The sequence below is a fragment of the uncultured Psychrosphaera sp. genome, from assembly GCF_947500655.1.
GTDB lineage: Bacteria > Pseudomonadota > Gammaproteobacteria > Enterobacterales > Alteromonadaceae > Psychrosphaera.
Genome location: NZ_CANMSK010000008.1, coordinates 1 through 13,305, shown reverse-complemented (window position 1 = coordinate 13,305; position 13,305 = coordinate 1). Strand labels below are relative to the sequence as shown.

General features: G+C 36.3%; 17 protein-coding genes. 9 read left to right on the top strand and 8 right to left on the bottom strand.

The features are described from left to right. Positions 1 to 156 precede the first annotated feature (156 nt). Positions 157 to 363 (top strand): YheV family putative zinc ribbon protein, encoded by a 207-nt coding sequence (locus tag Q0940_RS08495; RefSeq protein WP_299266994.1) that lies wholly within the window; start codon positions 157 to 159, stop codon positions 361 to 363. 17 nt (positions 364 to 380) lie between these two features. Here the strand turns inward: Q0940_RS08495 and Q0940_RS08490 are convergent, their stop codons facing one another. Together Q0940_RS08490 and Q0940_RS08485 are read right to left on the bottom strand one after the other, a co-directional pair. Then, positions 381 to 608: a SlyX family protein gene (locus Q0940_RS08490; RefSeq protein WP_299266990.1), complete on the bottom strand. Its 228-nt coding sequence runs from the start codon at positions 606 to 608 to the stop codon at positions 381 to 383. Positions 609 to 618: 10 nt separating this feature from the next. Beyond that, entirely contained in the window at positions 619 to 1,818 is a 1,200-nt protein-coding gene (locus Q0940_RS08485) for a WD40 repeat domain-containing protein (RefSeq protein ID WP_299266988.1), read from the bottom strand. 153 nt (positions 1,819 to 1,971) lie between these two features. Between Q0940_RS08485 and fkpA the strand changes: the two genes are divergently transcribed. Beyond that, positions 1,972 to 2,691, top strand: coding sequence for an FKBP-type peptidyl-prolyl cis-trans isomerase (gene fkpA / locus Q0940_RS08480; protein WP_299266984.1), 720 nt, complete (start codon positions 1,972 to 1,974; stop codon positions 2,689 to 2,691). 96 nt (positions 2,692 to 2,787) lie between these two features. Here the strand turns inward: fkpA and rsd are convergent, their stop codons facing one another. After that, positions 2,788 to 3,270, bottom strand: a complete 483-nt coding sequence (rsd, locus tag Q0940_RS08475) for a sigma D regulator (protein WP_299266982.1) — start codon at positions 3,268 to 3,270, stop codon at positions 2,788 to 2,790. A 166-nt stretch (positions 3,271 to 3,436) separates the two neighbouring features. Here rsd and nudC point away from each other — a divergent pair, with 166 nt between their 5' ends. Continuing rightward, complete coding sequence (gene nudC, locus Q0940_RS08470; RefSeq protein WP_299266979.1) at positions 3,437 to 4,246, top strand: NAD(+) diphosphatase; 810 nt, start codon at positions 3,437 to 3,439, stop codon at positions 4,244 to 4,246. A gap of 301 nt (positions 4,247 to 4,547) precedes the next feature. Continuing rightward, the gene (gene hemE / locus Q0940_RS08465) at positions 4,548 to 5,615 is read left to right on the top strand and encodes a uroporphyrinogen decarboxylase (protein ID WP_299266976.1); all 1,068 of its coding nucleotides are present in this window, start codon (positions 4,548 to 4,550) and stop codon (positions 5,613 to 5,615) included. Positions 5,616 to 5,656: 41 nt separating this feature from the next. Here the strand turns inward: hemE and Q0940_RS08460 are convergent, their stop codons facing one another. From Q0940_RS08460 to Q0940_RS08450, 3 genes are all read right to left on the bottom strand, one after another. Continuing rightward, positions 5,657 to 6,241 (bottom strand): uracil-DNA glycosylase family protein, encoded by a 585-nt coding sequence (locus Q0940_RS08460; protein WP_299266973.1) that lies wholly within the window; start codon positions 6,239 to 6,241, stop codon positions 5,657 to 5,659. 139 nt (positions 6,242 to 6,380) lie between these two features. After that, on the bottom strand, positions 6,381 to 7,787 hold the full coding sequence (sthA, locus tag Q0940_RS08455; protein WP_299267372.1) for a Si-specific NAD(P)(+) transhydrogenase: 1,407 nt from the start codon (positions 7,785 to 7,787) through the stop codon (positions 6,381 to 6,383). Positions 7,788 to 8,002: 215 nt separating this feature from the next. Beyond that, complete coding sequence (locus Q0940_RS08450) at positions 8,003 to 9,121, bottom strand: fatty acid desaturase (RefSeq protein WP_299266971.1); 1,119 nt, start codon at positions 9,119 to 9,121, stop codon at positions 8,003 to 8,005. Between the two features lie 119 nt (positions 9,122 to 9,240). On the opposite strand from Q0940_RS08450, the gene fabR reads away from it, so the two are divergent. The 5 genes from fabR (at position 9,241) to Q0940_RS08425 (ending at position 11,356) form a co-directional block, all read left to right on the top strand. After that, positions 9,241 to 9,861 carry an HTH-type transcriptional repressor FabR gene (gene fabR / locus Q0940_RS08445; protein WP_299266969.1) on the top strand — a complete coding sequence of 207 codons (621 nt, stop codon included), beginning with the start codon at positions 9,241 to 9,243 and terminating at the stop codon, positions 9,859 to 9,861. Between the two features lie 198 nt (positions 9,862 to 10,059). Further along, positions 10,060 to 10,518: a hypothetical protein gene (locus tag Q0940_RS08440; protein ID WP_299266967.1), complete on the top strand. Its 459-nt coding sequence runs from the start codon at positions 10,060 to 10,062 to the stop codon at positions 10,516 to 10,518. Between the two features lie 21 nt (positions 10,519 to 10,539). Next, complete coding sequence (locus tag Q0940_RS08435) at positions 10,540 to 10,860, top strand: helix-turn-helix transcriptional regulator (protein ID WP_299266965.1); 321 nt, start codon at positions 10,540 to 10,542, stop codon at positions 10,858 to 10,860. Positions 10,861 to 10,894: 34 nt separating this feature from the next. After that, on the top strand, positions 10,895 to 11,038 hold the full coding sequence (locus tag Q0940_RS08430; protein WP_299266962.1) for a hypothetical protein: 144 nt from the start codon (positions 10,895 to 10,897) through the stop codon (positions 11,036 to 11,038). A gap of 12 nt (positions 11,039 to 11,050) precedes the next feature. Then, complete coding sequence (locus Q0940_RS08425; RefSeq protein ID WP_299266959.1) at positions 11,051 to 11,356, top strand: hypothetical protein; 306 nt, start codon at positions 11,051 to 11,053, stop codon at positions 11,354 to 11,356. A gap of 109 nt (positions 11,357 to 11,465) precedes the next feature. Here the strand turns inward: Q0940_RS08425 and trmA are convergent, their stop codons facing one another. Both trmA and Q0940_RS08415 read right to left on the bottom strand, forming a co-directional pair. Next, a complete protein-coding gene (trmA, locus tag Q0940_RS08420) occupies positions 11,466 to 12,560 on the bottom strand; it encodes a tRNA (uridine(54)-C5)-methyltransferase TrmA (protein ID WP_299266957.1) in 1,095 nt (364 codons plus the stop codon). Positions 12,561 to 12,677: 117 nt separating this feature from the next. Then, a complete protein-coding gene (locus tag Q0940_RS08415) occupies positions 12,678 to 13,097 on the bottom strand; it encodes an RNA-binding protein (protein WP_299266953.1) in 420 nt (139 codons plus the stop codon). Between the last annotated feature and the right edge of the window lie 208 nt (positions 13,098 to 13,305).

Genomic DNA, 13,305 nt, shown 5'->3' with positions numbered 1-13,305 from the left:
TTAAATGACTTACTAAGTTGTGGGATAAATTTATGTTTGGAATAGTATCGTCACAAACAATAAACGCAAGGAATAAGAGGTGTAATTTAGCGCAAAAATTGGTTAAATAGGCACATATAATCGGTTTGTACTAAAAATTAGTTTTTGCGGGGAAATGTGAGTAAAAATAAAAGACGTTTTATTTCTGGGGCTACCTGCCCAAAATGTGACTCTATGGATACTATGGTATTGTTTATAGAGAACAATGTTGAAAAAGTAGAATGCGTAAAATGTCATCACCAAATGGTACAGCCGGAAGGTGCGGTACAAGGTGCGACTCGCCAATTTGAACAAGTGATTGGTGTATTCACACCAGACGACTAACTGCTGAGCACTATTAATTAATAGTGCGGTGGCGGCGTTTCTTCTGATTCATCAGCAAGGTTGGAACCTTTATTGGAACTGACCTTCTCTGCTAATAACTCTATCTGACGTTTGAACATAGATTGTTTTAAGTTCAGCGCAGTGATCTCTTGATGAAGTTGATCAATCGTATCGTCTTGGAATGCTTGTTTATGTTCCAACTCTTCCAATCGTTGAATTAGCTTATCTGTCATGTTTTCAGTCATTATTATCTATCTACTTTATATTCCATACTTCACTTAAACCAGACGAGCTTTCACTGATTATTTGTGTGTCGTTATTTATAAACGCGGCACTATACACTACTGCACTAGCTGGGCGACTATTTTTTCTTGGTGAGACTAACCACTGCTTAATTTGTTTGCCAGTTTTCACATCCCACAATGTTAATTGTCGCGTAGGTGCACCAGTCACTAAATACCTACCATTGTGGCTAAACCGGGCAAAAGAGAAGATTTCTTGGCGACTGATGTACTGTAATTGAGATATCACTTTACCAGTTTTTAAATCCCAAATACTAGCTTGGTCACCAGTGTCAGAGGTGAACGCAAAACGAGCTTGTGCATCTAAAGCAACTTGTACTACACGATTATGATGTTGAAATTTATAAATGACTTGCCCAGTTTCGGTATTCCATAAATAAGCACTTTGATCACTGGAGCCTGATAAGGCATACAAACCATTCGGTGATAAGGCGACGCTATTAATTGCGTTGTTAATATGAAATGGCTTTTTATCACTGTCTAACAGTACTTGTTGATGGCCCAAAAACTCTAAGCGTCTACCTGTGTTTATGTTGATATGAACAACTACACCATTACTTTTACCTATTAATACATGATTGCCGTAATTAGAAACATCGATAGCTCTTATATTACCAACCACGACACAATGTTCATTTTTTTCAACCGATGGGTTTAAACATTTATTGGGATCAACAACATCGTAAATACTTAGTTGCTTGGTTGCACCGTTAATGGTTTTTGTGCGGTAAACCACTTTGGATTGTCTTACTTGCCAATAACCTTTATTTTCACCCGTTTTAATATCCCACAATGAAAAGTTTTCTTTGTCGGCCAAAACCGCATGGCTATCGTCATTAGATATTGCGGTGGCAAAAACAAAGTTATTATCAGCTTGAGCGTTAGAGTTATCGTCAAATAAAGAGAAGGTTTGTTCTTTAGGTGTTTGATACCAATTGTATTTTGCGCCATTGCTCTTTAAATCCCATAAAGAGACACCATGATATAAAGAGGAAACAACGGCGTAATTACCAGAATTAGAAACTGATGCTGCAAATGAACCACTTTGGCTGTGTTCAGATTGCGAAATTGCAATTGACGTTTTAGGCTGACATCCGGTGATTAACCAAGCGGATAAAATAATTGTGAGACTTAAATGGCTAAAAATACGCAAACTAATTGCCTTATTAGTGTTATTTAGGTTTTTCTTTAGGACGATACTCGCTAGTATAGGCCACTTTAGAGCCAAAATTGTAGCTTAGATTTTTACTAAATAATATTGATATTAAATTTGCTACCAACCTTACATTAACTATGGAGATCCATAATGAGAAAAGTAATTAAGCTTTCAATTGCTGCTGCAGCGATTAGTCTTATAAGTGCCTGCGGAAATGCAGATCAAAAGTCTGTTGAATTAAACACAGATTTAGATAAACAAAGTTATGCGTTAGGCGCATCTATGGGTCGTTACCTAAATGATAATCTTACTCAAAATGCAGAAATCGGCATTAAATTAGATCAAGAAAAATTACTCGGTGGTATTCGTGATGCATTAGCTGAAAATGTTCAGTTAACGGAAGACGAAATAAAAACTGTAATGATAGCTCTTGAAGCGGAAGTTAATAAACGCCGCGATGAAAAGCAAAAAGAACTTACAGCAGCAGCAAAAGGTGTTGGCGAAACATTCTTAGCTGAAAATGCTAAAAAAGAAGGCGTAACAGTAACTGAGTCTGGTTTACAATATGAAGTATTAACGGCTAGCGAAGGCGCGAAACCTGCTGCTACTGATAAAGTAACAGTGCATTATCACGGTACTTTCCTGGATGGCAGCGTATTTGATTCATCCGTTGAGCGTGGCGAACCTGCAACATTTGGTTTAAACCAAGTAATAGCTGGTTGGACTGAAGGTTTACAGTATATGACAGTTGGTTCTAAGTATAAGTTTTATATTCCTTATGACTTAGCTTATGGTGAACGTGGTCGTTCTTCAATTCCTGGTTATTCAACATTAGTATTTGAAGTTGAATTACTGAGTATCGCAAACTAAGTTCTATTAATTAGTTTGTATTAAAAAGGCGCATAAGCGCCTTTTTTGTTGGGAGTTATAAAGTGATAAGCTCTTTATAATTAAGCTATAGCCTATTTATGCGGATGGCTGCTCAGTGGTATTTAAATAGAAGGTATGAATTAGCTCATCTTCTAATTCTAATCTGGCTTCTAATATTTGGCCGATCACTGATAAGTCAGTATCAAAGCCTTCTAAATCTGTATCATCATTTAACGAAGCATATTTATCATTAAAGCTAACTAAATCATCTGTGGTCGCTGTTATTTTTGGATAAAGATTATCGGCTAACGTCGCGCTCTCAGGGCTATGCTCTTTACATTGCTTAACAACATCATTATATATTTCAAAATGGCCGGCAGATAAATAATCAATTAATATTTGGCAAAAATTATTCACTAGATTATTTTTGGGTAAGGCTTTTGTTTCCTTTTCAAAAGGCGGAAGACCGGCTAGTTTGCAATATTTGACTAATAACTTTTGTCGTTCAGCTAACCACGAATCAATTATTTTATTCGTACCACCATACTTCTGTTGTGTTTGTTCCAAACGCGTTAACATGCAATTACCTTATAAAATAGTTTATAGCTTTGCTATAACAAATGATCTTAGCTAAAAGATCAATATGTTTTAAACATCATATGTTAAATATATGTGATATCTCTAAAATTAACATTAATTGATTTCAATATTTTATAAGTTTACCTATCAATATCAGGAACAAACGATGATCCAACATAGTATTAGTTTTGAACAAGAATTAGAGGGATGGTGGTGTGTGATTGCCAACCATAAAGTTTATTTACCTGCACCAACTAATAATATTCCCTGCGGTGTCTTTTCAGATTTAGCTATGCCGTTTACTCCGCCAGAACAAGTGCATGAAATTGGTGTCTTCGATGGTAGCCTGGTTTATTTATTACAAATAACAGATGAAGAGTTTCGCCAACACGAAAGTGAATTCTTTGGTTTTAGGACTGTATTGTTTGACCAACCTGACAAATTTGAATTTGTTGCTAGGGCATTTCAAGTTGATCTGTTTTTACGCACGCACCAATTTTGTGGTCAATGCGGTGAAAAAATGACATTGATTGACTGGGAATTAGCAACTCAGTGCAAACCTTGTAATCACAGATGTTACCCGCGTATATCACCTTGTATTATTGTGGCTATTCGTAAAAAAGACAAAATACTATTAGCTCAAGGCGTTCATCATAAGCCGGGGCAGTTTAGTATTATTGCTGGTTTCGTGGAAAGTGGAGAAACTTTAGAACAGGCGGTACACAGAGAAGTGGGTGAAGAAGTGGGGATTAAAGTGAAAAACCTTAAATACTTTGGCAGTCAACCTTGGCCATTTCCGCACTCGTTGATGGTTGGTTATACCGCTGAATATGATTCAGGCGATTTGGTTCTTTGTGAAAAAGAAATACTGTCGGCTGATTGGTATGGATTAGATAACATGCCACGTACTGCACCAATTCAATCTATTGCGGGACAATTAATAGCTCAGACAAAAAAGATGATAAAACTGGCTTAGTAAAACGTTTGCGTTAGATGGTATCTAAACCAAGAACCCCAAATAGCACAAAAGAAAAAACCACTCAAAAGAGTGGTTGAATTTTTATAGCGCTTGAGTTTTTAGAATTAATGTTGCTGCTTATTTTATTATTCTTGAGCGCGTTATATTTATAGCAAAGGCAGATCTGCACTGCAACAATTAATCTTTGATTGATTTAGAATAAATAAATATCTTCTTAGATCATTTGTTTCTATAGAGACGAGGACGTTATGGTGATAAAATCTGTCCGTTGAATTTTTAAGGCGGAACCGTAGCAGAAATGGCAGAATTACAAAACGATCGATATTTAAAAGCATTAATGCAACAACCTGTTGACCGCACTCCAGTGTGGATGATGAGACAAGCAGGTCGTTATCTTCCAGAGTACCGAGCAACAAGAGCCATTGCTGGTGATTTTGTTTCCTTGATGAAAAATCCAGAATTAGCCTGTGAAGTAACTATGCAACCTTTGCGTCGCTACCCAATTGATGCTGCCATTTTATTTTCAGACATTTTAACTATTCCAGATGCTATGGGTTTAGGTCTGTATTTTGAAACGGGTGAAGGTCCTCGTTTTAAATCGCCAATTCGTACTCAAGCAGACTTAGATAAAATTGGTGTTATCGACCCAGAAGTAGAATTACGTTATGTAATGGATACAGTGCGTACTATTCGTAAAGAATTAAATGGCAAAGTACCATTGATTGGTTTCTCTGGTAGTCCTTGGACATTAGCCACTTATATGGTTGAAGGCGGAAGCACAAAAACGTTTTCTAAAATTAAAGGCATGATGTATTCAGAGCCTAAGATGATGCATCAGTTATTGGATAAAGTTGCTGATTCAGTAACTAGTTACCTAAATGCACAAATTGCAGCTGGCGCACAATCTGTAATGATCTTTGATACTTGGGGCGGTGTATTAACTCCAAGAGATTACAAAGACTTTTCATTAAACTATATGAGTAAAATCATCGACGGTTTAACACGTGAAAACGAAGGCCGTAAAGTACCAGTTACCTTGTTCACTAAAAACGGTGGTCAATGGTTAGAGATGATGGCAGAAACTGGCTGTGATGCACTTGGTTTGGATTGGACCATTAATATCGCTGAAGCTAAACGAAGAGTGGGTGATAAAGTGGCTCTTCAAGGCAATATGGACCCAGCAATGTTGTACGCAAAACCAGAACGTATTCAGCAAGAAGTGAAAACGATATTAGCTGATTACGGTGACAGTGGCACAGGTCATGTATTTAACTTAGGTCACGGTATTACACCAGATGTTAGTCCTGAAAATGCAGGCGTGTTCTTTGAGTCAGTTGTGGAATACAGCCCAGCCTTCCATAAATAAAGAGCATAAATAAAGAGCTATATACTTAAACTGAGTTAACATCAGTTGATCAAAATGTCATTAATACGCTGCCTCACTATAGGCAGCGTTTTTGTTTCGAACCATTTATTTTTCGATAACCAAATGTTGTTCCTTGGTGAAGGGTGGGGTAATACAAGTACATCACTGCTCTGAACTTCATTCTCTTTAATTGCGTTAGTTAAATTACTGAATTCTGCTACATACTGCTTGGCAGCATATTGTCCTACCAATAAAGTTAGCTTAATATTGTCCAATTTTTTTTGTATTTTGTTATGCCATGTTTGCTGACAAATACTCGGAGGTGCTTTATCTCCTGAGTTCGTATTGTTTTTACCAGGAAAGCAAAAAGCCATTGGCATAATGGCAAAGTTATCTTTGTTGTAAAATTCTTCATCAGTTACACCTAGCCAACTCCGTAGACGCTCACCTGACTTATCTAGAAATGGTTTATTGAACTCATGTGCAAGTTTCCCAGGTGCCTGACCAATAATTAGGACTTTAGAATTTTGCGATAGTTGAATGATTGGATTAGGAGGGAAAGGTAAGTCTGCAGCACAGATAGTACATTGTTTGACCTGTTGTATGAGTGCCTCTAGCTCTGTCATAAATAGTGTTTTAACCGGCTAATTAGATAGTGAAGTTAATATTTAGTATAAATAATACATAAAAAAACCGCAGTAACTTTACTCTTATTTAAGTAATAGTTACTGCGGTTTTGTTTTTATTAGCTCTTTAATTTAAGCGTTAAAATAATCTGTTTAAACCATTTAACGCAGCAACTCGATAAGCTTCAGCCATAGTCGGGTAGTTAAATGTAGTATTAACAAAATACTCTATGGTATTGGCTTCACCTTTTTGTTGCATAATTGCTTGTCCGATATGAACGATTTCAGCCGAACGTTCACCGAAACAATGTATGCCAAGGATCTCTTTGGTATCACAACGGAATAGTATTTTTAAACTACCGATTGGACTGCCGCCAATTTGCGCGCGAGCTAAGTGTTTAAATGATGCTCTACCAACTTCGTAAGGTATTTTTGCTGCAGTAAGTTGTTGCTCAGTTTTACCTACCGATGACATTTCTGGAATTGTGTAAATCCCAGTTGGAATGTCTTCAATTAACTTACGTTCTGTCGTTAGACCTAACATATAATCAGCTGCAATTCGGCCTTGGTCGTAAGCGGCACTGGCTAAACTTGGGTAACCGATAACATCACCAACGGCATAGATGTTCTCAGCCGAAGTTTTATAGGTAGAGTCAACCGCTAGTGAGCCTCTTGAATTGGCTTTTAAGTTAACCGCTTCTAAGTTTAATGCATCCGTGTTACCGGTACGGCCATTGGCGAATAAAATACAATCAGCTTTCATGCGCTTACCTGACTTTAAGGTCATTACAGCGCCGTCTTCTGTGCCTTCAATTTTGTCATATTCTTCATTATGACGAATAACGATACCACTATTCCAAAAATGATAACTCAATGAGTCAGTCATTTCTGCATCCATAAAGGAAAGTAATCTGTCACGGCCATTTATTAAGTCAACTTTACAACCTAGACCACGGAAGATAGACGCGTATTCACAACCAATAACACCCGCACCATAAATGATGATACTTTTTGGTTCATGTTTTAAAGACAAAATAGTATCTGAGTCGTAAACACGTGAATGAGTAAAGTCTACATCGGCAGGACGGTAAGGTCTTGAACCTGATGCGATTACAAACTTCTCAGCCGTTACATTTTCAACTGACCCATCAAGTAGCACAATTTTTAACGTATTAGCATCAACAAATGAAGCTGCACCATGATAAATGTCGACATCATTTCTATTATAAAAACCACCGCGTAACTTAACTTGGTCATTAATTACGTTGGTTGTATGTTTTAAAATACTATCAAATGTTAACACTCCAGCTTTTTCTGGGCTGTTAAACAGTGGATTTGAATTATATTCGATAAGTCGACTAACGGAGTGACGAAGTGCTTTCGAAGGAATGGTGCCCCAATGGGTACAACCGCCACCGACTTCGTTGTGCTTTTCAATTACAGCAACCTTTTTACCAGCTTTAGTCAGGTTCATCGCGGCACCTTCGCCACCTGGGCCTGTACCTATAACTATAACATCGTATTGGTACTTAAGTTCTGGCTGTATCTTTTGAGATGGTGCCTTTTGAGATTTTACTTTTTGAGCTGATTTGCTTTTTGCTGTCACGATTAAGCCTTGTCTCTGCTAGTTAGTAATATGAATGATAAAAACTTTTACTCAATAGTCCAAGCTTTATTATGATTTGTGGCTAATTATAGTAATAAAAAAGCGACCTAAGGTCGCTTTTGATTTTTATTCGCTAATTTAACCAAGTTTAATGACTAAGCTAATTGCATAATAGTTTGTTGCCATTGTTTCTGTTGTTCTGATATTTGCTGTTTTAGTTGTTTGTAGTTTTCTTTTATATCGCTAAATGCAGCATCAGACATTTTTTGTTTTTTGGCAATTAAGTACTCTTTTTTCACTTGGCCAAAAAGCTTAATACGTTCAACTAAGTGCTGGTATTCTACTTCTAGCTTTGCAATCAGTTCTTGATGATCTGGTTTTTCTAATAATTTATGTTCTGTTCTATATTTTTGCATCTGCAGTTTAGCAGCCGCTATTTTTGCTTCAGGTACCTTCCTTAAGTTTTTAGTTAAACCTAAGTAGCTACAGCCTTTGATAAACCATTTACTAGGATCAAACTGCCACCATAAAATACCATTACGGTAGTCAGTTTCAAAAATATGGTGATAATTATGATAACCCTCACCATAAGTTAAAAATGCAAGTGCACCATTATCCTTCGCTGTATTTTTATCTGTATAAGGCTGAGAACCCCAAATGTGGGCTAATGAATTAATAAAGAAAGTAAAGTGATGACTAAGGACTAAACGTAAAACCCCAACGGTTAGTAACATTCCCCAAATATCGTTGTAGATCACACCTAGTAATAAAGGCACGCCAAAGTTCATAAGAATTGCTAACGCTAGATAATGCTTATGTTGCCACATTACTATTTTGTTTTTTTGTAAGTCTCTAACATTTGAATAGTCAGAATAAGTATTGGCTTGGTAATCTCTTAACATCCAACCTATATGGCTAAACCAAAAACCTTTTTTTGCGGAATACGGGTCTTTGTCGTTTTGATCAACAAATTTGTGGTGTACTCTATGATCAGACGACCAATGCAATGCGCTGTTCTGCAAAGCAAAAGCGCCACCTAAAGCAAGGATAAATTGTACTATAGGATGTGCTTCATAGGTTTTATGCGCCCATAAGCGATGATAGCCAACAGTGATAGACATACCTGCATAACCAAGTGTTAGAATCGTCGCAACCCAATGAACAGTATCAAACCCGTATAGGTAAGCATAGAGTGGGACGCCAATAACAGCTACCAAAAAGGTGAGCAAAAAGACAAGGAGGTTAGTCCATAAAATAGCAGGTTTATTTTTCATAATCTCAGTTTTAGCTTACATGTGTACGCTGAATTTTAGAGGGGATAAATATAAAAGCAACCTTTTATGTTAAATTAAACAAGCTAATCTTGGTCAAATTGTAAATTAAGTAGAGAATTATGAATAAGAGTACAACCAGAGCTGAGCAAAAAGAGTTAACTAGGCGAACTATTATAGATGCTGCTTTTCGATTACTTAGTGCAGACCAGAGTTACGCCAATTTAAGTTTAAGAGAAGTGACTCGTGAAGCTGGAATAGCTCCAACATCTTTTTATCGTCACTTTAAAGATATGGATGCACTGGGATTAACACTTGTAGATGAAGCCGGCTTAACATTAAGACAATTAATGCGACAAGCTCGAGCTCGTATTGAAGAGGGCGGCGGCAGCGTTGTAAGAACATCCGTAACCACGTTTATGGAATTTGTTGAAACCAACGGCAATGAATTTAGACTTTTATTACGTGAGCGTTCTGGCACCTCAAAGTCATTTCGTTTAGCCGTACAACGTGAATTACAACATTTTGTTGAAGAGTTATCTGATTACATTGAAGCAAGAACCGGTGCAAATCATGTAACGGCTTATTATGAAGCAGATGCTTTAGTAACGTTAGTATTTAATGCCGGAGCAGACGCATTAGATTTATCCCCGAGTAAACGGATTTTGTTGGCTGATAAAGTAGTACAACAACTTAGGTATGTTGCAAAAGGCTCAGAGTCTTTGCGTAATCATAAGTGCTAACTTGTAGATGTAGATTTTTTCTTATTTTTAGTGACTTATATATTATATGACACTGAGCTGTCAAAAGTGACAGGGTCTACTGTCGTATGACAAACCATATGACTGTCGCTGAATTGTCGTCACCCCTTCTATAAATTTCTGTTGTACTTGGTGTCGAAATAAACAAATAAGAACGACCAAGTTAAAAGGATATACAAAATGAATAACAATTCAGCTATTAAACAAAATGAAGATGAAACCGACCACCAAGATGTCGAAAAAATTGGTGGACGTGCATTATTAACTAAAGGCTTTAACTTTAAATTTAATACTGAAGGCCATGAAGTACATGCTTGGGGATCAGCTAAGTCGGGCAAAGAAAAAGTATATGTGGATGGTAAATTAGTAAGTAGTAAATGGAGTTTTACAAAAAAATCATTGCATACCTTTACGGTGAATAATATTAGTTATGAGCTTGAATTTAACATGGTTAGTCTACTAACTGGTGAACTGCACTGTATTTTGATAAGAAAAGGTGTACACGTAGAAACTCAAAAGCAGGTAGCGAAATTCACAGCAAATAAACGTTTAATGAAATGGCGCATATTTTTGTGGTTTGTTATCGGTTTCGCATTTGGTTTCTTTGGCATTGATAAAATAATGTCTCTTTTTGCATAAAACTCTGTAAAGGTATTAGTAATGAATATAAATGCAGAGTTAATAAAAAGCCAAAGAACAGAACGCAATTGGACGCAACAACATTTAGCCGATGCTTGTGGGGTGAGTTTACGCACAATTCAACGTGTGGAACGTTATGGTAATGCAGCAAATGAAACCATAATGGCATTGGCTGCTGTTTTTCAAATAGAACAATCTGAAATTATCATACCTGATACACCAGTTGTGGAAGTGACGCCAGTGAATGAAGGATCGGCTTCAAAAGTCGTGACTTTTATGCTGACACTTTTAAGTGGAGTTATAATTGGTGCTACATTAGTAATATTTTTAAATTATGCTTAACAATATATGTGGATCAGTTTGTAAGGGAAGAGTAATGGAAGAGTTAGAATTAAAGAGTGAAGCAATTTCTATATTAAAAGAGCCTGGCGTTTTAGTTCTACTCGTCTTTATTGTTGCTGTATATATATTAGGTTTTGGCGTTTTAATTGGCAGCTTTATTGGTAAGTTATTAGCTTAGGAGGGAATGATAATGGCTAAAGAATTTAGTTTTAAAATCCAAGATACAAAAATAAGAATAGTAAATACGTGGTTTCATGGAGTAAAGCTTTATGTGAATGGAGAATATCGTGATTACAATAATCAGTTTTTCATATTAAGCAAACAAGTGTTATTAAGCGCAAATCTGGAGGATTTAGGCGTTTTAGAAATAGAAGTAAAACCAGGGGTTATTTCTATGGAACTTGATGCATATTTAGAACAAGGACGTGAGAGGTTGCATATTTATAGTTCACACGATCGCATCTCATTAAAAGCCCAACGCCTGATACGCGACTAATCTTTCATATAAAGCTTTTTGTGAATACAAAAAGCCCAGCAACATTAATTACTGGGCTTTTACGTATTCTAGGACGGGACAGGACATTACGGAAATGTATTTGTTGTTCTTACTTTTTAGTAAGCACAACACCACATTCTAAGTGATCGGTATATGGGAATTGGTCGAACACCGCAAACTTTTCAATGTTATGCGTTTTGGTTAATACCATTAAGTTGTCATGTAAGGTATTTGGGTTACAGGATATGTAGATGATGTGTTTGTATTTAGCCACCATGTTAACAGTGTCATCATCAAGACCCGAGCGCGGTGGATCTACAAAAATAGTTTCACAGTTATAACTTGTTAAGTCTATACCTTGTAAACGAGTAAATTCACGCTTACCTTCCATAGCTTCAGTAAACTCTTCCGCAGACATTCGAATGATCTTTACGTTATCTATGTTATTGACTTCAATATTATATTGAGCAGATGCAACAGACGGTTTAGATATTTCAGTCGCTAACACCTTATCGAACTTATCAGCCAAAGCTAATGAAAAGTTACCGTTGCCACAGTAAAGCTCCAATAAGTCACCTTTATAAGGAATGGCATTTTTCGCCCAACTTAGCATTTGTTCACAAACTTTAGCATTCGGTTGAGTGAAGCTGTTTTCTACTTGCTTATATATGTATTGTTTACCATCTACATTTAAATGCTCAATAACATAGTCTTTATCAAGTACGACTTTTACTTTTCGTGCTCGTCCTACAATATTGATTTTGTATTTAGCTTCTAATCTCGTTTTAAGTGCTTTACATTCATCAGTCCATTCATCGTCCAATGGTTTGTGGTAAAGCAAGCTAACTAATATTTCTCCAGATAGAGTAGACAAGTAATCAATTTGGAATAGCTTTCTACGTAAGATTTCATTTGGACGTAATTCAGCTAACAGATCATCCATCAAATCACTAATTAGTAAACTGGCTGGTGGAAAGTGATCTATCCGAACTTTTTCTTTAGTGCCTTTATTAAACATAATGTGAAATAAGTCTTCACCTTCATGCCATACTCTAAATTCGCAACGCATTCGGTAATTAAGCTTAGGAGATTCAAATGTCTCAATCTCATTTAGATCAAATTGCTTAAACTGATCCTTTATTAGAGAGATTTTATTAGTTAGTAATGAATGGTAATTGTCTGGATCGATAGAGCTGATTGGCATATATAAAAGAAACCTAAAAACGAGTTAATAACTATTTTACGTGAAATATCTCAATAAAGGGATATGCAGACAAAAAAAAGGCTGCAATTAGCAGCCTTTTCTCAAATCTAACACTATTTATTTATCATTTGCTAAACGCACTTTTAATACGCGTTCTTGAAATTCAAAATCATTTAGTTCAGCAATAACTTTTTTGCTATCACTTGTGGCAATCTCAACAAAACCAAAACCACGACGCTTGCCAGTTTGTTTATCACGTAATAAGCGAACAGAGAATACTTTACCGTATTCACTAAACAACTCTCTTACACTGCCTTCATTTGCACGGTAAGGTAAGTTGCCCACATATAATGTAGTCGTATCCGCTTTCCCTTCACCTGAGTTACCAGTTAAAGAAGAAACTAAACCAGCTAAAACAGCACCAACTGCAAATACTATAGCGTGCGAAGCAACGTCTATATTAAAAACAGAAATAAGAATAGCACCCACAACAGCAATAATTACTGAAGTTATTAATACAGAAGAATTAAAAGACATAAGTCGAACTCTCAAAAAGTAAAATTAAAAAAATATAAATTCACGCTCGGAAGTAAGCGTGTGGCTATATTAGTACGTCTACTTTTGATTACAAGTGTTTTATATAGACAAATTAGTAAGTTATTGAATCGTTTTTATACAAGTTGTCTGGTATTTGACCAAACAAACATAAATGTTAAAAAAGATCTTGCGCGGGTTTAAAAGATCC